Here is a 20,899-nt window from a genome sequence, read left to right on the forward strand (position 1 = left end):
GGGGAGACTATCGCGCTCCGGGACCCGCCCCGGAGAGTTTCATGTGACCGAATGAGCGCCACGGGCCGGGCCGCCCGGCTCCTGCGGTCACCCACGCCTCACGGCCGCGGCACCCCGATCGGGTTGGGAAACGGTATGACTTCCCGATCGACCAGTGCGCGCGCAAGCGCTGTGAGGATCCCCAGAGTCCACTCCGCGTCGGGAAGTGCACGAACGGTCTGCGCCGCCAGGCGATCGGTGGTGTCCTCGATCGACTCGCGCACTGCGATGCCGCGGTCGGTCAGCGCCCCGGCGGGGGTGAGGATGTCTCGTTCGACGAGTTGGCCGCGCGCGTCGTCCCACTGTGCGTCGGTCCAGCCGCGGTTGGCCTGGATCATGTCCCGGGTGACCCCGCCGTCGGCGATGTGGGTCATCGACGCCTGTAGACCGCTGAGACCCGCGGCGGTGGCCGCGGCGACGTGACCGTCGCCGCGATGCTCTCGCAAGATCGTGGTGGCCAGCCACAACCGCCGGCACAGGCCGGTGGGCCGGTCCACGGCGCTCCAGGCGCCGGCGAGTGCGCGCCCGTCCATGCCCAGACCGTCGACGACGCGTTCCAGATTATCGGTGACCCGACGGAGATCGTCGGTTGAACCGGTCGAGATGTGTTCGCCGAGAACCTGTTCGGCTGCCGACAGGCGCGCTTCGAGGGCCGCCTCCGGGGCGATGCGCGACCAGATCTTGGGAACCGCGCGAGCCACCATCGAGGGCGAGAATCCGAAGAACAGTGCGGTCACGACCTCGGGTGGGGTGGGTCCGAGCGGTGCGGCCCGACCGGCGAAGTAGCCGTTCCACCAGCCGGTCAGGCCGCTCGCGGTCATTGCCGCTGCGAACCTCGGATCGAAGTAGCACACGGCGTGGACCGGCTCGTAGGCGCGCCACAACCGCCGTTCAGGATTGTCGTCTCGATTTCTCACCGACGCCGTACCGTGCGATCAGTCCGCAGCGGGTTCGCCCGGCTCAGCAGCCGATGCTCTCGGGTACTCGTCGGTCTCGTCGGCGTCGACAGGGGTGGCCTGCTCGGCGACATCGGCGTCGTTGGCGTCGAGCGGTACGGCGGGCGCCTGATCGGTCGCAGGATCGTCCTCGACGGGTTGCCGCTGCTCGATGGCGTCGGCGTCGCTCGCTTCATTGGGCAGATCGGACTCTGACATCGGCGATCACTCCTCTCGTGTCCACATGCTTCGCACCTACAGGTCTACCCGAAAGCCGCGAGCCCTTCCTCAGCGCCGCGGTTCGCCGATCCGCACGACGTGCGCCCACTCTGGCGGCGGATCCGGGGTGTGGAAGACCGCGATGCTGGACATACCCGGCACGGAAGACCCGGTGAGCGGTGTGTACGCGTACGCCTCCCGGTGGAACAGACCGACGATCGTCCGGCATCCCGGCCGGCGGCTCGGCCACGGGGTGTGACCGTCGGTCAGGGCCACCACGACATCGGGCCGGTGTCGCAGGGCGCTCTCGAAGCCGGTGCGCAGGTCGGTGCCCCCGCCGCCGTGGAGCTGTATGTCCTCCGCCCGGCAGATCGGGTGCACCACCCGCGCGGCGGCATCGCACGACACCACCGACAGGAGGTCGCGCCGACCGCTGACGGCCCGCGAGATCGCAGCGACCTCGAGCAGCGCGCTCCCCAGTTCGGCATCGCTGACCGATCCCGACGTGTCGATGACGACACTCACCCGGGGCGGCGTCCGTCGCAGGCTCGGCACGATCACGCCGGGTAGCGCCGCTGAGCGTCGAGCCGGCCGGCCGTAGGTGTAGTCGTCGCCGACACCCGCCGTCGACACTGCCGTCCTGATGGCCGCGCCCAGGAGGGCCTGCCACGGCTGTGGCGGGTGAATGGCCTCGCGTGCCCATCGCCGCCAGCCGGCCGGCGCCGAGCCGGGACGGTCGGAGATCGACCTCGCGACGGCGAAACGCACCGCGTCGCGCTGCTGCTCACCGAGACCATCCGCTCCGTCGGGACCCAGTTCCCACGCGCGGTCCCATCCGTCCGCACCGCTGCCGCATTCGACCCAGCACATCTGGTCGGTGGCAGGCCCGAGACTGAACTGACGGAGATAGTCCTCCATCAGTTCGCCCGCGGGCAGTTCGAGCATCTTCGGACGGATGGCGTCGACGGGGGTGACCAACCCGTTTCCGTAGGCGTCGTCGTTGATCTCGAAGTCGGCCGCGATGTTCATGCGGAGCCGCTCCGACGGGCCATTCAGTCCGTGGGCGCGGGCGTAGCGGTCGCTGCGTCCGTGATGATCGCGGAGAAGGTGGGAGACCAGGTGCACCAGATGAGCGGCGATCTCCTCCTCGGGCCGAGCGGCGACGAAGGCGGGCGAGAGATAGCACCGCCAGTAGCGGTCCACGCTCATGGCGGGTACGCGCGACGTCTCGACGATGTGCAGTGCATGGAGCGCGGTCGCCATGTACGGCCTGGCGCGAACCGCGTGCAGGCGCGCGGCATACACCTTGTCCGACAATCGCATCGGGGTGTGGGCCGGGGTGTGGGCCGACGTCATCGCACAGCGGTCGCACGAACGTCGGCCTCGTCGGCAGCCCGCGAGACCGACACCACCCCGGCCAACTGGTCGATGGCGTCGGGAACCTCCCAGTCGTCACGTCGCAGGGTGGCCAGCGTCGTCGCAGGCACCACCACCAGGTCGGGCGCTCCGGAGCTTGCGGCGCGGGCGAGGACCTCCCATGCCGCGTCCCACCGGGGCCTGTCGGGATGGCGCCGGACAGCGGCGACCACGGCGTCGAGTGTTGCCTGGCGCAGGTCGCCTCGCTCGGGTAGCTCGGCCGCCGACGGATCGGCCAGCAGTAGTTCGGGATCCGGGAGGTCCATGTGATCGATACTCGCCAGCAACTCGAAACCGGGTCCGTCGCCGACCGCGCCGCGAATCAACAACGACAGGACATCGGCCGATGCCGATGAGGCGGTGGCGAACGCGATCAATCGGATCGTCGCGTCCCAGCTCCGCGGTGAGGGCCATGCGCCGCCGCGGCGGGTCTGGCTGCCCGGAAGCTGATGCACCAGCGCGGGCCGGGCCGCGAGCAGGGTGCACACGGCACGTCGAGCGAATTCGACCGCGGCGGGGAATTTCTCCGGGTCCAGGGTCGGCAGCTTCGCGTGCGGCCACGTGCCGCCCAGGCCACGTACGACGACGTCGTGGTCGTGGGTCCAGTGCAGGTGGACGAAACGGTTGGCCAGCGGTGCGCTCAGCTCCCATCCGTCTGCCGCCGACGACGGTGGATTGGCCGCGGCGACTATGCGCACACCCGCAGGGAGTTGTAGTGTGCCGACGCGCCTTTCGAGGACCAGCCGCAACAACGCCGCCTGTACCGCGGGGGGAGCCGTGGACAATTCGTCGAGGAACAACAGCCCCCGGCCGGCGTCGGCGAGGCGGACCGCCCAGTCGGGTGGTGCCATCGGCACCCCACGTGATGCGGGGTCGTCGCCGACGACCGGAAGCCCGGAGAAGTCGGACGGCTCGTGGACGCTCGCGATGACGGTGGTCAGTGGCATGTCGAGGGAGTCGGCGAGTTGTGTGAGCGCTGCGGTCTTGCCGATTCCGGGTTCGCCCCACAGCAGCACGGGCAGGTCGGCGGCCACGGCCAGCGCGAGTGCTTCGAGTTGATCGTGGCGGCGAGGTTCGCCGGTCACCGCGCCGAGGAGCGCCAGCAATTCATCGGCGGTCTCGAGCTCGTCGATGAGGGGGATCGTGGTTCCAAAGTGTGGAGACATGGTTCACCTAGGGGTTCGAAGGATGAGCAATCGGAGATGAGAGTCAGAGATGTGCCCGCGCGGGAGTGCAGCGGGTGGATACGGGTCAGCCGTGGGTGGCGTGCCGCGGATGGGCACGCCGCCGCCTGCCGGTGCGGTGATGCCCGCCGGCAATGTGCGGAAGCGGCTGTGCCGCAGCGGTGGTCGAACCGGAACGGTATGCGTCGTACGTCTCCCGCTGGAGCCGAAAGTGCTCGAGCGCGTCCCGCAGCGGCCCGTCCCGCAGACCCGCGTCAGGGCCGAGGAGTCCCTCGACTGTCGCCAATGCGCCCTCGATGTCACCGAAGTCGAGGCGGTCTCGAACTCCGGCGAGGCAGTCCGGTTCGCGGTGGGCCCGATCAATGGCTTGGAGGCAGGGGAGAGGCGTGCCGGTCAGGGCGGTCAGCATCTCCTCGCGACGGATCTCGTCGCGATCATGGTCAAGGGCGGACAGCACACCGTCGGCGAGTCCGATGCGGTGTGGCTCCCCGCGGCATTCGACGACCCGGAAAAAGTTGTCGGGTGGTGCGGCACGATCGACCGGTGGCGGGCGGAACTCCGGCACGAGCGCGGCGGCCACAAGCGGGTGCAACCGATCAGGGGTGATCGCCCCGCATCGGAGTAAGTCGAGGTCGGGCAGGGTCTGGGTGGCGGCGTCGGGCAGGACCGGCAGGGGTACCAGCCGGTCGGTGGGAACGCCGGTCGCCCAGTACATCTCGGGTGGATCTCCGTCGTCCAGGATGAGGTCGCGCCGCGTGCCCAGGCGAATGCGGACCCGCCCGGTGCGGTGGCCTTCTGCGCGACGAAGGATGGCGGCTTCGGCCGCCCACCGATCGAGAGCGAAACCCGCGGGGATTCCGGGCGGCTGCCCGGTCCTGAGGATGGTCTCCGAACACGTTGCACCCGAACGCATCCGAAGTTCGTCGATGTGGCGCACATCCCACAGATGCCGGTGCAAGTCCAGCCGGAATCTCCTGTCGGGCCGTGGATGGGGATGCGGGTCGGGCTGTCGCCCATCCCACACCGCCAGCGAGAACCGCTGACCGGCGTCGGCCCAGGCGGGTGGGGTTCGGGCCACGAGATACACCGAACCTGTTGTGGCGAAACGTATGTCGCAGTCGGGCGCGTACCGCGTCAACGCAATTGTCAGGCCCGGACGAAGCCGGCCGGCCGGCGAGATCCGAGGTAGATGCCATCGCAGGAGGTCGGGAGCGAAGTGGCGGAGGTCGTCTTCGATCTGCTCGGCGATGGCGTGGCCGTGGCGGCGCCGGATCTGGGTGAGATCGATGTCTGGATCGACATTCGCTGCGTCGCATGCTCCTGTCCAGTCACCGGAAAGGCGTCTGGAGGTGGCATTTTCGATCATGGAGGGCGGTACCGCGAAGTCGCGTACACGTACCCAGAAGGAGAGTCGGGGAGGGATTCCAGTCGTGGTCGGAAGGTGCATCAGCACACACCGCGCACGACGTGGACCCCCGATCTTTGTTCAGAGTGAGTCATCACCCGTCGAAATATACCGTGCCGCAGTCGTCTTGGCCAGAGGGGGTGCCTCGGGGCCGGTTGACGCGAGTGACCGTCAGCCGACCGCCCTGGCGACGAGGGTGGCGATGGTCTTCTCGGCCTGGGCGTCCACCGAGCTGACGGCATACGACGACGGCCAGAAACCGCCGTCGTCGAGGTTCGCGTTCGGCGTGAAGCCGAAGGTGGAGTAGCGCTCCTTGTCGTCGTGTCCGCTGCGGAAGAAGCACACGACCTTGCCCTTGAGCGCATACGCCGGTTGCCCGTACCAGAGCTTGGGTGCGAGGTCCGGGGCGGTCGTGGTGACGATGGCGTGAATCCGTTCGGCGAGTGCACGGTCGGTCGGGTCCATCCCCTCGATCTTCGCGAGCACATCGAGTTCTTCGGCGGCCTTCTTGTTGCCCCGCCCGCGGGTTTTCTCCTTCTCGAGTTCGGCGGCACGCTCCTTCATCGCAGTGCGTTCCTGTTCGGTGAAGCCTCCCGATGTGCTCAAGCGCATTCCCCTTCGTGGTCTGGACAGATCGGTCCCTGGTCGAGTTGTCGCCTCGGGTGAGGCGTTGACCACGCTAGTTCGCGACGACGGCGTCGTGCTTCTTCATTCGTGACCGCTTCGCGTGTCGTCTCACACCCGCCCGCGCAGGATCGCGTTCCAGTAGAGGCGCGGGAGCGCGTAGCGGTCGAAAGCCCAGGCACTCCGCCGGGGCTTGAGCGGGTCGATGACCGACGGCAGCGACGAGGTGATGGTGCCGTCGCGGTCGAATTCCGCGGCGATGAGGTGGTGGGCGTCGGTGGCGATCGGCGCAACCGTGTATCCGTCGTAGCTGTCGAGCTGCTCACCGGCCCGAGCTGCGGCCAGGTTGTCGGCGAGCACCGCGATCTGGCGTCGTAACCCGCCGCCCGACGGGTCGGTCGCGATCGCCGCGCCGTCGCCGGCCGCCCAGATGGACGGATAAATACGGTGGCGAAGGGTGTGGGGGTCGATGTCGACGAGACCGTGTCTGCCCTCGGCGGCGAGCCCCGAGTGCGCCACGATGTCCGGACCGCGGAACGGTGGGACGAGGTGCAGCATGTCGTAGTGCACCTGCTCGGTGCTGCCGTCGGTCACCACAGTGACACGTCGGTCGACGGGATGAAGGCGCACCTCGCTGTCGAGCAGGACCCGGACGCCGAGTTCGTCCAGACAGTCGGTGAGTCGCGCGTCGAGACCGTCGACGCCGAGCAGTCGGGGGCGGTCGACGACGAGCGTGATGTCGAGCGTGTCCAGGATTCCGGTGCGACGCCAGTGCGCAGCCGCGAGGAACAGCGGCTTGTAGGTGGTGCCGGTGCAACTGACTGGCGGCCGTGGAACGGTGAACACCGCGCTCCCGCCGCGGGGCATGGACGTCACGGCGTTCCAGGTCTGTTCGGCACGATCGAGATAGTTGCTGCCCACCGCCGGGTCGGCGATCGCGAGGTCGATTCCGGGCATCGCGTTCTGATCGGGAACCAGACCCACGGCCAGGATCAGATCGCGATAACCGACATCGACTCCGGAAGCGCAACGTACCGTACGGCTGTCGGCGTCGACGACGACAGCCGTATCACGTAGCCAGGTCACTCCGTCGGGTGTGACCGAGCGCTGGGTGCGTTCGGCGTCGTTCAGGGTCGCCTGTCCGCCGCCGACATAGGAGAGGAGAGGGCGGTAGGTGTGCACGGCCTGTGGTTCGATCACGGCTACGTCGGTGATGCCGAGGCGTCGAAGACGTGCCGCCGCACTGAGGCCGGCGTTCCCGCCGCCGACGATGACGACGTCGAAGTGCCGGGTCTCGCGAGTTGAGGTCATGACGCGGGGTACCCGGCCGAGGACGCCGGAAAACGCGCGTTGTTTCCCGGGTCGGGCTCCCGTACGGGGTGGTGCGACCATGGACCGATGACCGCCACGCTCGTCGCCAAGGACGTCGCCGGGGGATACGCCCACCGCGTCCTGTTCGATCACCTCGACCTCACCGTCGCTCCCGGCGACGTGATCGGTGTCGTCGGCGCGAACGGAGCGGGCAAGACGACGCTGTTGAGGGTTCTGGCAGGCGACCTCCCTCCGCTGGAGGGGTCTGTCGGTTGTGCCCCGGCCGACGCTTTTGTGGGATGGCTCCCACAGGAGCACGAGCGTGTCCCCGGTGAGGTCGTCCGGGACTACGTCGCGCGCCGCACGGGTTGCGCGGCGGCGACACGGGCGATGGATGCGGCCGCCGATGCACTCGCCGATCCCGACGCGAACACCGCCGCGGGCGACCCGGCCGACGTGTATGCGACCGCACTCGACCATTGGCTGGCGACGGGCGCCGCCGACCTCGACGAGCGACTGCCCGCGGTGCTCGCCGATCTCGGGCTAGGGGACGGCGTCATCAGCCCGGACACCACCCTCATGACGGAGCTGTCCGGCGGCCAGGCCGCCCGGGTGGGACTCGCCGCGCTGCTGTGCTCACGCTTCGACATCGTGCTGCTCGACGAGCCGACCAACGACCTCGACCTCGACGGCCTCGCCCGGCTCGAGGAGGTCGTCACGGGCATGCGCGGCGGTGTCGTTCTGGTGAGTCACGACCGAGAGTTCCTGGCGCGCAGTGTGACCCGGGTCCTCGAGCTCGATCTCGCGCAGCACACCAACACGGTGTACGGCGGCGGTTACGACAGCTATCTCGAGGAACGGGCGGTGGCGCGGCGCCACAAGCGCGAGGAGTACGACGAGTTCGCGGCGAAGAAGGCCGACCTCGTCGCACGGGCCCGAACGCAACGGGAATGGTCGAGTCAGGGTGTCCGCAACGCCATGCGCAAGGCTCCGGACAACGACAAGGTACGACGCCGCGCCGCCACCGAATCCAGCGAGAAGCAGGCCCAGAAGGTCCGGCAGATGGAGAGCCGGATCGCGCGTCTGGAAGAAGTCGCCGAGCCACGCAAGGAGTGGGTCCTCGAGTTCACCATCGGGGCCGCACCCCGCTCGAGTTCGGTGGTGGCCACCCTCAACAATGCTGTTGTCCACCAGGGAGAGTTCGTGCTCGGCCCGGTCTCACTGCAGGTGAATGCGGGGGACCGCATCGGCATCACCGGCCACAACGGCGCAGGTAAGACCACGCTGTTGCGTCTGCTGCTCGGTCGCGTCGAACCGCAAGACGGAACCGCCCACCTCGGCGCGAACATCGCGGTCGGCGAGATCGACCAGGCCCGCGGCCAGTTCACCGGTCCCACGCCGCTCGCCGAACGCTTCGAGGCCCTCGTCCCCGACTACTCCACCGCGGACGTGCGTACGCTGCTCGCCAAGTTCGGTCTGCGAGCAGACCACGTCGACCGCCCGGTGGGGGAGCTGTCTCCCGGCGAACGGACCCGGGCCGGACTCGCGCTCCTGCAGGCGCGCGGCATCAACGTGCTCGTGCTCGACGAGCCGACCAACCATCTCGACCTACCGGCGATCGAGCAGCTCGAATCCGCGCTCGACTCCTTCGACGGCGCAGTGCTTCTCGTGACCCACGATCGGCGCATGCTGCAGAACGTCCGCGTCGACCGGCACTGGGACGTCGACGGCGGCCGGGTCACCGAGCGCTGAGGTCAGCCCGCCAACCGCGTGTCGACGCCGCGGATGTCCGCGGGCAGATCCTCGTCGGCGGTCCCGAGTCCGAGGTGTTGCCGTAGGGTCGTGCCCGCGTACTCCTTCCGGAACAGGCCGCGGCGCTGAAGTTCCGGGACCACGTAGTCGACGAAATCGTTGAAGGTGCCCGGGGTCTGGGCGGTGGAGACCATGAAGCCGTCGGCCTCGCCCCCGGTGAAGGACTCCTCGATCTGATCGGCGACGTCAGAGGCGGTACCGACGAACTGCGGGAGCAGAACTCCCTGGGCGTAGAGCCTCCCGATGTCCCGCAGGGTGAGACTGTCGCGTTCGGAGAGCCGCCTGGCCAGGTCGAACAGGCCCTGGGTACCAGGAACTTCCACGTGTTCGACCGGGGCATCGAGGTCGTAGACGGAGAAGTCGTGATCGGTGTGGACCGACAGGGTGATCAGTCCGGAGATCGGGTCGGCCAGTTCGTTGTGGAACGCCTGCTTCTCGCGGGCGATCGACTCCGTCTCGCCGATGAAGGGGATGAAGGCCGGGAGGATGTTGACGTGGTCGGGATTCCGGCCGAAGTCGACTGCGCGCGACTTCACGTCGTCGTAGTACGCTCGGCGCCCCTCAGGGGTCGGGTCGATCTCGAAGATGGCCTCCGCCCACCGCGCGGCGAAGTCCCTTCCGGTGTTCGAGGCCCCGGCCTGGATGAGCACCGGCCGGTGCTGCGGTGAGCGTGGCTGATTCAGCGGGCCACGGGTGCGGTAATGGACGCCCTGATGATCGACGGTGTGGATCTTGGACGGGTCCGCCCAGACCCCCGACTCCTTGTCGGCGGTGACGGCGTCGGCGTCCCAGCTCGACCACAACTTGACCGCGGTGCTCACGAACTCCTCTGCGCGCGCATACCGTTCCTCATGCTCGACGTGATCGTCGAAGCCGAAGTTCTGCGCCTCGGCCTGCGAGAGCGAGGTGACGATGTTCCATCCGACGTGTCCCCGGGTGAGATGGTCCAGAGAACCGAATACACGCGCGAGTTCGTAGGGGTGGAAGTAGGTGGTCGACTTGGTCACCGCGACCCCGAGGTGGGTGGTGACCGCGGCGATGCTCGCCGCCACCAGGCTCGGATCGATCGTCGCCGCGGCCTGTGTGCCGCGCCGGAACGGTTCGGACTGATCGCCCCCGAATCGCACCGGCGCGGCGAGTAGATCGGCGAAGAACGCGAAATCGAACTTGCCGCGTTCGAGGATGCGGCCGACCCGGTGGTAGTGGTCCGGCCCGAAGAAGTCGGTCTCCGAACCGGGATGGCGCCACGCGGCGTGTGAGTGGGTCACGGGGGAGGCGATCAGAAAACCACCGAGGTGGAGCTGGCGTGTCACGCGTTTGCGTCCTTCGATTGTGTTGAGCCCGATGATATTTGCCCGTCGAGCGCCGATGCGTTGTCCAGTGAAGTCGGACAGCGACGTGAGAGCCAGGGTTGGCGTCGTCGTGATCGCAACGCGTGATCGGCGATACCGGGGTTGACATACAACCGATTGGTTGTATGTTTGTGGTGTGGTCGAGGTAACAGGTGAGACGACAGACGAGGACCGGGCCGACGCCCTGTTCCACGCACTGTCCGATCGCACTCGTCGCGACATCGTGCGACGAGTGCTCGCCGGCGAGCACTCGGTCTCCGTGCTGGCCGCGAAGTACGACATGAGCTTCGCGGCCGTGCAGAAGCACGTGGCCGTCTTGGAGAAGGCGGGTCTGCTCACCAAGCGCAGGCAGGGGCGTGAGCAACTGGCCAGCGGGGATGTCGCGGCCGTCCGGTCGGTGGCATCGATGCTCGCCGAACTGGAACAGGTGTGGCGCGGCCGCATCGCGCGTATAGACGACCTATTTGCATCCGAATCAGTCATCAACACAACACCATCGGAGGAATGACCAATGCCCGTTCTCGACGTGACCCCGGACCTCGACGCCCGGACGATCACCATCAACGCTGAATTCGCCGCCTCGATCGACCGGGTATGGCAGGTGTACGCCGACCCGCGCCAGCTCGAGAAGATCTGGGGCCCACCCACTTACCCTGCGACCGTCGTCGATCACGATCTTCGTCCCGGCGGTCGCGTGACCTATTACATGACCAGCCCTGAAGGCGAGAAGTTCGGCGGCTACTGGAAGGTCGAATCCGTCGACGAGCCCGACAGCTTCACGTTCCTCGACGGATTCGCCGATGGGGACCTCAACCCGATCACGGACATGCCCGAGTCCCGGAATTCCTACGCGTTCGTCGAGCGGGACGGCAAGACGATCGCCACGTACATCAGCACCTACGATTCCGCCGAGGCGCTGCAGAAGGTCCTCGACATGGGCGTCGTCGAAGGCGCGTCGTCGGCGATCAACCAGATCGACGAGTTCCTCGCGAGCTGATCAGAGATTCGAGTCGACCGTCGGAAAACCCTCGGGCAGTTCGGCCGCCGGACCGCCGGCGCCGGATCCGGGGGCTTCGGCGATGGCCGTACCATTGCCGAGTCCGTGGGTGTACGCGGCCATCGAGATCGACCCGGCGGAGTGACCGTCGACGAGCAGGTCCAGGGGTGACTCGCCTGCGAGCCCGGCGATGTACAGCAGTGGCAGATAGTGGTCCGGGGTCGGGACGGACTTGTCGAAGTCCTGGTGGCCGTCGAGACGCAACGCATTCGACGGGTTGTCCAGCAGCACCTCCCGCGCCGCGTCGTCGAATCGTCGCGCCCAGTCGAAGCCCGTGTCGGGGCGGGTGAAGTCGACCGCCCGGAGGTTGTGGACGATGTTGCCGCTGCCGATGACGAGTACACCTTCGTTCCGCAGCGGTGACAGTGCGCGCCCTAATTCGTAATGGTGCTCGAAATCCTTGAAGGCGTTCAGTGACAACTGGAGAACGGGGATAGAGGCGTCCGGGAAGGTGTGCACCAGCACCGACCACGTGCCGTGGTCGATGCCCCAGCTGTCGACGTCGTGCCCGCACCAGGTCGGTTTCACGACGTCGGAGACCATCTCGGCGATGTCCGGGTCGCCGGGGGCCGGGTACTGAACGTCGAAGAGGTCTTGGGGGAATCCGTAGAAGTCGTGGATGGTGCGGGGACGCGGCATCGCGGTGACCGCGGTGGCGTTGGTGTACCAGTGCGCCGAGATGACCAGGATCGCCCGGGGGCGGGGAACGGCGCGGCCGAGGGCTGCCCAGGCCTCGGTGTATCGGTTGCGTTCCAGTGCGTTCATCGGGTTTCCGTGCCCGATGAACGCGGCGGGCATCGTGCCCGTGTTCGCGGGTGTCGTCTCCACGGCTGCCGTACCGCCCCTCAGTCGCCCGACCCCTGATTGCCGATCCGTTTGGTCCCGATTCACGTCGTCTCCGACCTGTGTCGACGGTACTCCCGCCGGGGCGACTCCGCCGACGCCGATCGGGTCCATCGAGCGTCCGGCACGGTGCCCTAGGGTGGCAGATATGGTCGACCGCATCCCCGATGACGATCTCCGGGTCGGGAACCCGGAACGCGAACGTGCCATCACCCTGTTGAACGACGCGTTCTCGTCCGGATATCTGGAGATCAGCGAGTTCGAGGAACGCTCCGGCGTCGTGTACTCGGCAAAGACCCGAGGCGAGCTGCGTGCGGTCCTGTCGCAGTTGCCCAATGCCGGCCTGTTGTTCAACGACCCACCGGTTGCCGCGAACGCGCCGGCCGCGGCTCCGGCGCCGGTGGCCACACCGACTCTGCAACTAGACGCCGAATGGGATTCCGTCCGGCGAAAAGGCGTCTGGCAGGTGCCGTTCTCCATCTTGGCCACCGGCAGCATGGGCACCGTCGACCTCGATTTCACCAATGCCACGTTCCCCGGCCCCTCGATCACCGTGCAGCTGCAGGTGTCGACGTCGACGGTCAAGCTGAGGGTCGGCCCCGACCAGGAGATCCGGTACACCGGCCTGCACCTGTCCGGGTGGTCGAAGTTGAAGGACAAAGCCGGGGCGCCGACTCGCCAGGGCGGACCCGTGATCGAACTGACCGGGTCGGCGTCGGCGATGACCGGGGTCACCATCAAGCGCTCCTGACACCCGCGGCCCAGCCGCGGTACGCGACCGGTTTGTCCGTTGCGTACTTGCGTTCAGGCTGAACTCAACGGTGTCGCGGCCGTTTCCTGATTCGTAACGTTGCCGCCCGTGGCCGACCGAACAGTGAGCACCCCCGCACCCGCATTGCGGGAGACCGTCGACCGACGTCCCGGAGACACGGTGTCGGCATCGGTCAGGCCGGGAAGATCCGGACGCCTGCACACGATCCTGCGTGCGCTGTCACCAGTGGCTGTTCTCGTTCTCTGGCAAGTCGGCAGCGCGCTCGGAGTTCTACCGCAGGACAAGCTGCCCGCGCCGTCGCTGATCGCCGAGGCCGGCTGGGAGGTTCTCTCGAACGGCCAGCTACTCGACGCCGTCGCCGCGTCGGCGCAACGTGTCGCCATCGGGCTCGCGATCGGCGTCGCCGTCGGTATCGGTCTGGGTGTGCTGGTCGGTCTCAGCAGGATCGCCGACTCGGCCATCGACCCGAACATGCAAGCCGTCCGAGCCCTCCCGTTGTTCGGCCTGATCCCGCTGTTCATCCTCTGGTTCGGCATCGGTGAGGTGCCCAAGGTGTTGCTGGTGGCTCTCGGCGCGCTGTTCCCGCTGTACCTCAACACCTCGGCGGCGATCCGCCAGATCGACGGGCGGTTGGTGGAAACCGCTCGTGTGCTGGGGTTCTCGCGATTGACCACCATCCGGGACCTGATCATCCCCGGCGCGATGCCGCAGATCCTCGTCGGCCTGCGGCAGGCGCTGGCCATCGCCTGGCTGAGTCTGATCGTCGCAGAACAGATCGCCGCGACCTCCGGGCTCGGTTTCATGATCAACAACGCCCGCGACTTCCTGAGAACCGACATCATCTTCTTCGGTCTGATCGTCTACGCCGCATTGGGATTGATCACCGACGCCATCGTTCGCGCACTCGAACGCCACACGACGCGGTACCAGAACCGGTGACCACGTCGTCCCGACCGACCCGCACAGAAGAGGTCCGATCATGACCGCCATCGTCACCCGCGACTTCGAGGTCGCGTCCGCTCCGTCCGCCGTGACCGGTGTCAGCACAGAATCTTCGGAGTACGCCGCGGAAGTCGTCAACGCCAGTCTGAGCTACGGCGACAACCAGGTGCTCAGCGACGTCTCACTGCGCGTGGGAGCCCACGAGATCGTCGCGCTGATCGGACGCAGCGGCAGCGGCAAGTCGACACTGCTCCGGCTGCTCGCCGGCCTGTCGCAGACCGAATCCGGCAACGTCCGCACCGCCGGGTACCCGGCCGTCTCGTTCCAGGAACCCCGACTCTTCCCGTGGCGCACCGTACTCGCCAACGTGGCGTTCGGGCTCGTCCGCGAGAAGGTCGGCAAGGCTGCGGCCCGAGAACGCGCACGCCAGACTCTCGCCGAGGTGGGTCTGACCGACAAGGCGGGCGCGTGGCCGGCGCAACTGTCCGGTGGTCAGGCCCAACGTGTCTCGCTCGCCCGTGCCCTGGTGGCGCGGCCCCGACTGCTGCTGCTCGACGAACCGTTCGGTGCGCTCGACGCCCTGACCCGCCGCACCATGCACGACCTGCTCATCACGCTGTGGCGGGACAACGGTTTCGGTGCCTTGCTCGTCACCCACGATGTCGACGAGGCCTTGCGGCTCGCCGACCGTGTGGTCGTCCTGGCCGGTGGCCGGATCGTCGAGGACATCTCCGTCTCCCGGCCTCGCGACCCACACGCACACGACGATCCGGACTCCGAGATCCCGCGCCTGCGTGCGGAATTGCTGGCCGCCCTCGGTGTCGCAGACGTCGCGCGCTGACCCGTACGCACGCTGCCCTCGAGTTGGCGCAGTCCCAGACATCGCCGCAGTTCCCGACACCGCCGCAGTTCCCGACACCGCTCAGCCCCCGACACCGAAAGCCGGACCATGACCAACGATCATCTGCCCGGGCCTGCGCCCCGGCCCCGCGGTCGGCGCGTGCTCGCCGCCCTTCTCGCCGCGGCCGCCCTCACCTTCGGCGCGGCGGGTTGTGTTCAACGCGAGGACAATACCGTGGCGATCGCGAACGAGACAGTCGACGTGGCCTCGCTGCAGAACCTGACTTTGCGCGTCGGAGACCAGAAGGGCGGCACCGAGGCCCTGCTGCGCGCATCCGGCGAACTCGAGAAGCTTCCGTTCACCATCGACTTCTCGACCTTCACCTCCGGCCCGCCCCAGATCGAGGCCGCGACGGCGGGCAAGATCGACTTCGCCGTCACGGGCAACACGCCGCCCATCTTCGGCGCCGCGTCGAACGCGAAGGTCAAGATCGTCACCGCCTACGCGAACAACGCCAGCGGTGATGCGATCCTGATCCCGGGTGACTCGTCGATCGCCTCCGTCTCGGAGCTCAAGGGCAAGAAGGTCGCCGTCGCCAAGGGAAGTTCCGCCCACGGGCACCTGTTGCTGCAACTGACCAAGGTCGGTCTGACCCTCGGTCCCGACAAGGACGTCGAGCCGGTCTTCCTGCAGCCGGCAGATGCGTTGTCGGCCTTCACTTCCGGAAATGTCGACGCCTGGGCGATCTGGGATCCGTACACCGCGATCGTGCAGCTCGAGAACAATCCCGAGACCCTCGTCACCGCAGAGGGGGTCTCCAACGGTTTCGGCTTCGGAATCGCCGGCGACGAGGCGCTCGCCGACCCGCGACGCAACACCGCGGTGCGGGAGCTGGCACTCGGCATCGCACGCGCGGCTCGCTGGGCCGCAGCCAACCCCGAATCGTGGGCCCGGCAGTATTCGGCCGAGGTCGGCATCGATCCCCGCGCCGGCGCCATCGCGCAGGGCCGTAGTCTCCGGCCGGCCATCGCGCTCGACGCCGATGTCGTCGCGTCCCAGCAGAAGCTCGCCGATGCCTTCGCCGACTCGGGTCAACTGCAGGGCGAGGTCGACTTCGGACGGTTCGTCGACGACCGTTACAACGAGGCGCTGACCCCGCTGTTCGGCCAGAACGCGACCGCAGGAAGGTGACACGACCGATGAGCCACTTCCACTGGTTTCTACCGACTGCGGGCGACAGTCGCGGGATCGTCGGGGCGTCCCACGCATCGGCGACCAAACGCCACCCGCCCGGTTACCGGGCACCCGAACTCCCGTACCTCATCGACGTCGCTCGTACCGCGGACCGGCTCGGATACGAGAGTGTCCTGACCCCGACCGGTACCTGGTGCGAGGACGCCTGGCTCACCACCGCGGCGGCGATCACCCAGACCGAGCGGCTGAAGTTCCTCGTCGCATTCCGTCCGGGTCTGATCTCCCCGACGCTCGCCGCGCACCAGACCGCCACACTGCAACGGTTTTCGGGCGGCCGCGTCGCGGTCAACATCGTGACCGGTGGCGACGAGGTGGAGCAACGACGATTCGGCGACTGGGTCGACCACGACCGACGGTATGCCCGTACCGCAGAATTCCTGCAGATCGTCGAACGACTGTGGGCGGGGGAGACCGTTGACTTCGACGGCGAGTTCTATCGGATCGCCGGCGCGTTCCTGCCGGACCCGCCGACCGTCCGCCCGCAGGTCTTCTTCGGCGGGTCGTCGGACCCGGCGCTGACCGTCGCGGCGTCGCATGCCGAGGTGTATCTGACCTGGGGCGAACCCCCGGAGGTGGCGGGGGCGAAGATCGCCGAGGTCGGCAGGCGGGCGGCCGAGGTCGGGCGATCGCCGGAATACGGTGTGCGGCTGCATGTCATCGCGCGCGAGACGTCCGCCCAGGCGTGGGGCGTGGCCGATGCGCTCCTCCAGGGGATCACCGACGACGAGATCACCACGGCGTTTGCGCTGCACTCGAACTCGGACTCGACGGGCCAGCGCAGGATGGCCGATCTCCACGGTGGACGCCGGGATGCGCTGGAGATCCATCCGGGCCTGTGGGCGGGCGTCGGGCTCATCCGGGGCGGAGCCGGCACGGCACTGGTCGGGAGCTACGAGGAGGTCGCCGCCCTGATCGGTGAGTACGAGGCCAACGGTTTCTCGCATTTCATCCTCTCGGGTTATCCGCACATCGAAGAAGCGCACTGGTTCGCCGAGGGCGTGTTGCCGGTCATCCGGGATCGGGTGGCGCTCCTCAACTGACCTCTCCCCGGACATGGGGCCGCCGACTCGCCATCACTCAGGATTGGTTAGCCTAACCTGATCGGTGCTGAGGGTCGCGGGGAGTGGTCGTGCCCCGCCCAGAGGAGGAGTGACATGTCCGCGCGTGCCGCGATCACCGTCGAGAACCTGGCCAAGAGTTACGGCGGCGTCCACGCCCTGAAGGGCATCTCCTTCGAAGTCGGGCGCGGGGAGATCCTCGGTCTGCTGGGCCCCAACGGCAGCGGCAAGACCACCACGGTGACATTGCTGTCGACGCTTCAGCGTCCGACCGCGGGTGCGGCGAGCATCTGCGGTGCCGACGTGGTCTCCGACGCGGCGCGCGTGCGCGAACTGATCTCTCTCACCGGGCAATACGCGTCCATGGACGACACCCTCACCGCCGTGGAGAATCTTTCGGTGTTCGGTCGGTTGACCGGTCTTCGGTCGGCGCGGCTGCGATCGCGTATCGACGATGTCGTCGAACAGTTCGACCTCGGTGGCGTACGCGACCGGCGCGTCGGTGCGCTCTCCGGCGGCATGCGGCGGCGGGTGGACATCGCTGCCGCGCTGATCACCCGCCCGCAGGTCCTCTTCCTCGACGAGCCGACCACCGGCCTCGATCCGCGCAGCCGGGCGGCGGTCTGGGACACCGTCGCCGGACTCCGCGCCGAAGGCATCACGGTGCTGCTCACCACCCAGTACCTGGAAGAGGCAGACCGACTCGCCGACAACATCGTGATGCTCGACCAGGGGAGCGTCGTCGCGTCGGGAACACCGGGCAGGCTCAAACAGCAGGCTGGTGCGGCGGTGTGTGAGATGACGCTGGCCGACCGCGCCGACACCGGCCGGGTACTCGAGCGGCTGGCCGATCTCGAGGTCATCGACGCGCCGGACGACAGCGCCGCCTCGACGACGCACCCGCGTGTCGTGGTCCGCGCACCGGACGGAATGGGAACCGTCCGCGAGGTGATCGCGCGTCTGGAGGCCGTCCGGATCGACGTGATCGACATCGGACTGCGTCAACCGTCGCTGGACGAGGTGTTCTTCCAGCTGACGGAGACGGCCCGATGACGGCCGGAGCGATCGCCACCAGGGAGGGGACGACGCCCGACGCGGTCGCCGGCCGCCGATCCGTCGGTCTCCTACCGGCAGCGGTGACGATGGCTCACCGCAAGATCACGGCTGCGGTCAGATCGGGAGACGCGCTGTTCGCGCTGTTCAGTCCGATGGTGTTCTTCATCTGTTTCTACGTGCCGCTGCATCGTCGCTTCGAGCTCGGGGGCGGGGACTATGCGCAGTTCCTGACCCCGATCATCCTCCTGCAGGCGGGGATCTTCACCGCCATCGCTGCCACCGAGGCCGCCGGGGCCGACGCCCGAGCCGGCACCCTCGAGCGATTCATGTCGCTGCCGATCCCGCGCATCACGCCGGTTCTCGGCCGCATGAGCTGGGTGGTCCTGCGGCTACTCATCGCACTCAGTGGATGCCTCGTCATCGGGTATGCGCTCGGATTCCGCTTCGACGGGTCGATGGCGGCCACGGCGTCGTTCGTGGGCCTCGCGGTGGTGTTCGGGCTGGCGCTGAGCCTTCTCACCGATGCCGTCGGCTCGGTGGCCTCGAGCTCGCCGGCCGTGGCCAATTTCCTGATGATCCCGCAGCTGATCCTCGTCATGGCCTCCACCGGCCTCGTGCCGGCGGAGAGCTTCCCCGGGTGGATACAACCGTTCGTCCGCAACCAACCGCTGTCGGTGTTCGCGGACGCGCTGCGGGCACTGTCGGCCGGCGCCGACCTCGACCCGACCGCGGTGCTCCTGTGGGCCGCCGGGCTGCTGGCCGCGGGCGCATTCGCCGTCGCCATGGTGGGTCGCAAGCAGGTGGGCCGATGAGCACGCCGGTCGAGACGCGTCCGTCATGGCCGGACCGGCGGGCAGTCGGCGTTGTGGTTCAGACGTCGGTACACACGGCGACGTTGTTGAAGTCGTGGTCACGGGACCCGGGCATCGTCGTCCAGTCCCTGCTCTTCCCGACTTTCATGTTGCTGATGTTCCAACTCGTCTTCGGCAAGTCGGTGACGTCACTGGGCGCAGGCGACAGCGTGTACGGCAACACGGGGCTAGTGGCGCTCGTCGGCGTCCTGTACGGAACCGTGGCGACCGCGATGTCGCTGATCCGCGAACGTGATTCCGGGCTGTTGTCGCGGATGTGGACGCTGCCGGTGTCGAGATCGGGGTTCGTGGCGGGCCGCCTGACCGCCGAGGCCGCGCGGACCGGGTTGTCGACCCTCGTGTTGTTCCTGGTCGCCATGCCGATGGGGTTCCGGTTCGACCAGGGTGTGGCCGCCGCCGTGGGCGCCTGGCTGGTTCCGATGATCTTCGCGGTGGGGGTGGCCGTTCCGGTGCTCGCGCTGGCGACGGCGTCCTCGGGCACGCAGGCGGTCCAGCTGCTCGGTGGCGTGTTCCTGTTCCTGCTGTTCTTCAACACCGGCTTCGCTCCGGTCTCGGAGTATCCGGAGTGGTTACAGGCCGTGGTGCGGAATCAGCCGATGAGTCCGGCGATCGACGCCATTCGCGGGCTCACCGAGGGCGGGGCCGTGGCCGGCCCGTTGACCGCGACGATCGCCTGGACCGTCGGACTCGTCGTGGTGTTCGGCCCGATCGCGGTTCGTGGTTTCCGGCGCGCGTCCGAAGGGCGATGAGCGGCCCGACGTGCCACCGTCTCCTTCATGGACCGCGTCCTTCCGATGACGTGGTTGCCCGCCTCATCGGGCGAGCCACTCCGACAGCCGCTCCGACGACCAGGTCGTGACTATTCGGTCCGGCGCGATGCCGTGTTCGACGGCACGCCGGGCGCCGAGGATCTTGAACTCCAGCTGGCCGGGGGCATGCGCGTCGGAATCGATGGCGAACAGGCAGCCCGCGGCGATCGCGATCTCGATGAACTCGTCAGGCGGGTCGACGCGCTCGGGGCGTGAATTGATCTCCACGACGGTGTCGTTCGCCGCACAGGCGTCGAACACGGCCTCCGCGTCGAAGGTCGACGGCGGCCGGTGTCCTCGACCGCTCAACACCCGCCGCCCGGTGCAATGCCCGAGGACGTGGACCCGGGGGTCGGAGACCGCCGCCACGAGCCGGGCCGTCATCGCGTCGTGTTCCATCCGGAGTTTCGAGTGGACCGATGCCGTCACGACGTCCAGACGGTCGATCATCTCGTCGGTCTGATCGAGTGACCCGTCGTCGAGGATGTCGATCTCGATGCCGCGGAGAAGACGAAAGCCGTTGCCGTGGTGCCGGTTCCATTCGTCGATCGCATCCATCTGGGCGGTGAGGCGCTCGGCGCTCAACCCGTTGGCAACGGTGAGACGAGGGGAGTGGTCGGTGATCGCCAGCCAGCGATGCCCCAGGGCCTGCGCCGCCGAGGCCATCTCCTCGATCGGGGCGCCGCCGTCGCTCCACTCGGTGTGGCTGTGCAGATCGCCGATCACCGCTTCGACCATGTCGTCGGCGCCGTCGTAGGGCATGGGCGAGTCCTCGCCCTGGAGCCGGCTGAGATAGGACGGCATGTCACCGGCGGCGGCCTCGGCCATGACCGCCGCGGTGGTCTTGCCGATGCCCTTGATGGTCGTCAGGGTGCCTGCCAGGGCTCGTTCACGCAGCGTGTCGGGGTCGAGCCGAGCGGCCGCCTGTGCGGCCCGGCGGAACGCCTCGACGCGATAACTGCTCTCCCGGCGACGTTCGAGCAGCCACGCTATGCGGTTGAGCGCGTACACCGGATCGATCGGCGCCGAGACCGGATGGAAGGATCTCATCGTCGGCTCATGTCCCGGGAACCCGCCGCTCCAACGCCTGCTGCCCGG

The 20,899-nt window shown here is 68.0% G+C and carries 21 protein-coding genes; 11 read left to right on the forward strand and 10 right to left on the reverse strand.

From position 1 onward, the window contains the following. Positions 1-98: 98 nt before the first annotated feature. From MAY35_RS19435 to MAY35_RS19465, 7 genes are all read right to left on the reverse strand, one after another. Complete coding sequence (locus tag MAY35_RS19435; RefSeq protein ID WP_374237984.1) at positions 99-956, reverse strand: hypothetical protein; 858 nt, start codon at positions 954-956, stop codon at positions 99-101. 18 nt (positions 957-974) lie between these two features. Next, complete coding sequence (locus tag MAY35_RS19440) at positions 975-1,193, reverse strand: hypothetical protein (RefSeq protein WP_238422926.1); 219 nt, start codon at positions 1,191-1,193, stop codon at positions 975-977. A gap of 69 nt (positions 1,194-1,262) precedes the next feature. Continuing rightward, a complete protein-coding gene (locus MAY35_RS19445; protein WP_238422927.1) occupies positions 1,263-2,549 on the reverse strand; it encodes a VWA-like domain-containing protein in 1,287 nt (428 codons plus the stop codon). After that, complete coding sequence (locus MAY35_RS19450; RefSeq protein ID WP_238422928.1) at positions 2,546-3,775, reverse strand: sigma 54-interacting transcriptional regulator; 1,230 nt, start codon at positions 3,773-3,775, stop codon at positions 2,546-2,548. Before MAY35_RS19450 ends, MAY35_RS19445 begins: the two co-directional genes overlap by 4 nt. A gap of 85 nt (positions 3,776-3,860) precedes the next feature. Continuing rightward, positions 3,861-5,159, reverse strand: a complete 1,299-nt coding sequence (locus MAY35_RS19455) for a hypothetical protein (protein WP_238422929.1) — start codon at positions 5,157-5,159, stop codon at positions 3,861-3,863. A 210-nt stretch (positions 5,160-5,369) separates the two neighbouring features. Beyond that, positions 5,370-5,804: an iron chaperone gene (locus MAY35_RS19460; protein WP_238422930.1), complete on the reverse strand. Its 435-nt coding sequence runs from the start codon at positions 5,802-5,804 to the stop codon at positions 5,370-5,372. 129 nt (positions 5,805-5,933) lie between these two features. Beyond that, positions 5,934-7,133, reverse strand: coding sequence for an NAD(P)/FAD-dependent oxidoreductase (locus MAY35_RS19465; RefSeq protein WP_238422931.1), 1,200 nt, complete (start codon positions 7,131-7,133; stop codon positions 5,934-5,936). A gap of 87 nt (positions 7,134-7,220) precedes the next feature. Here MAY35_RS19465 and MAY35_RS19470 point away from each other — a divergent pair, with 87 nt between their 5' ends. After that, positions 7,221-8,885 (forward strand): ABC-F family ATP-binding cassette domain-containing protein, encoded by a 1,665-nt coding sequence (locus tag MAY35_RS19470; RefSeq protein WP_238422932.1) that lies wholly within the window; start codon positions 7,221-7,223, stop codon positions 8,883-8,885. A 2-nt stretch (positions 8,886-8,887) separates the two neighbouring features. Here the strand turns inward: MAY35_RS19470 and MAY35_RS19475 are convergent, their stop codons facing one another. Then, on the reverse strand, positions 8,888-10,258 hold the full coding sequence (locus MAY35_RS19475) for an LLM class flavin-dependent oxidoreductase (RefSeq protein ID WP_238422933.1): 1,371 nt from the start codon (positions 10,256-10,258) through the stop codon (positions 8,888-8,890). A 175-nt stretch (positions 10,259-10,433) separates the two neighbouring features. Here MAY35_RS19475 and MAY35_RS19480 point away from each other — a divergent pair, with 175 nt between their 5' ends. Both MAY35_RS19480 and MAY35_RS19485 read left to right on the forward strand, forming a co-directional pair. Further along, complete coding sequence (locus tag MAY35_RS19480) at positions 10,434-10,805, forward strand: helix-turn-helix transcriptional regulator (RefSeq protein WP_238422934.1); 372 nt, start codon at positions 10,434-10,436, stop codon at positions 10,803-10,805. A gap of 3 nt (positions 10,806-10,808) precedes the next feature. After that, positions 10,809-11,294 carry an SRPBCC domain-containing protein gene (locus MAY35_RS19485; RefSeq protein WP_238422935.1) on the forward strand — a complete coding sequence of 162 codons (486 nt, stop codon included), beginning with the start codon at positions 10,809-10,811 and terminating at the stop codon, positions 11,292-11,294. On the opposite strand, the gene ygiD is transcribed toward MAY35_RS19485, so the two are convergent. Beyond that, complete coding sequence (gene ygiD, locus MAY35_RS19490) at positions 11,295-12,152, reverse strand: 4,5-DOPA dioxygenase extradiol (RefSeq protein WP_238422963.1); 858 nt, start codon at positions 12,150-12,152, stop codon at positions 11,295-11,297. A 193-nt stretch (positions 12,153-12,345) separates the two neighbouring features. On the opposite strand from ygiD, the gene MAY35_RS19495 reads away from it, so the two are divergent. The 8 genes from MAY35_RS19495 to MAY35_RS19530 all read left to right on the forward strand — a co-directional run bounded on the left by MAY35_RS19495 (position 12,346) and on the right by MAY35_RS19530 (position 19,741). Further along, positions 12,346-12,948: a DUF1707 domain-containing protein gene (locus MAY35_RS19495; RefSeq protein ID WP_238422936.1), complete on the forward strand. Its 603-nt coding sequence runs from the start codon at positions 12,346-12,348 to the stop codon at positions 12,946-12,948. 180 nt (positions 12,949-13,128) lie between these two features. Continuing rightward, complete coding sequence (locus tag MAY35_RS19500) at positions 13,129-13,908, forward strand: ABC transporter permease (RefSeq protein ID WP_238422964.1); 780 nt, start codon at positions 13,129-13,131, stop codon at positions 13,906-13,908. A gap of 40 nt (positions 13,909-13,948) precedes the next feature. Continuing rightward, a complete protein-coding gene (locus tag MAY35_RS19505; RefSeq protein ID WP_238422937.1) occupies positions 13,949-14,752 on the forward strand; it encodes an ABC transporter ATP-binding protein in 804 nt (267 codons plus the stop codon). Between the two features lie 108 nt (positions 14,753-14,860). Continuing rightward, complete coding sequence (locus MAY35_RS19510) at positions 14,861-15,943, forward strand: ABC transporter substrate-binding protein (protein ID WP_238422938.1); 1,083 nt, start codon at positions 14,861-14,863, stop codon at positions 15,941-15,943. 8 nt (positions 15,944-15,951) lie between these two features. Next, entirely contained in the window at positions 15,952-17,046 is a 1,095-nt protein-coding gene (locus MAY35_RS19515; RefSeq protein WP_238422939.1) for an LLM class flavin-dependent oxidoreductase, read from the forward strand. A 114-nt stretch (positions 17,047-17,160) separates the two neighbouring features. After that, positions 17,161-18,117, forward strand: coding sequence for an ATP-binding cassette domain-containing protein (locus MAY35_RS19520; protein ID WP_238422940.1), 957 nt, complete (start codon positions 17,161-17,163; stop codon positions 18,115-18,117). After that, complete coding sequence (locus MAY35_RS19525; protein ID WP_238422941.1) at positions 18,114-18,932, forward strand: ABC transporter permease; 819 nt, start codon at positions 18,114-18,116, stop codon at positions 18,930-18,932. Before MAY35_RS19520 ends, MAY35_RS19525 begins: the two co-directional genes overlap by 4 nt. Beyond that, complete coding sequence (locus tag MAY35_RS19530; RefSeq protein ID WP_238422942.1) at positions 18,929-19,741, forward strand: ABC transporter permease; 813 nt, start codon at positions 18,929-18,931, stop codon at positions 19,739-19,741. The genes MAY35_RS19525 and MAY35_RS19530 overlap by 4 nt, the downstream gene beginning before the upstream one ends. Positions 19,742-19,804: 63 nt before the next feature. On the opposite strand, the gene MAY35_RS19535 is transcribed toward MAY35_RS19530, so the two are convergent. Continuing rightward, positions 19,805-20,851, reverse strand: a complete 1,047-nt coding sequence (locus tag MAY35_RS19535; protein WP_238422943.1) for a PHP domain-containing protein — start codon at positions 20,849-20,851, stop codon at positions 19,805-19,807. Between the last annotated feature and the right edge of the window lie 48 nt (positions 20,852-20,899).

Origin of the sequence: Gordonia sp. 'Campus' (assembly GCF_022206305.1) — a bacterium.
Classification (GTDB): domain Bacteria; phylum Actinomycetota; class Actinomycetes; order Mycobacteriales; family Mycobacteriaceae; genus Gordonia.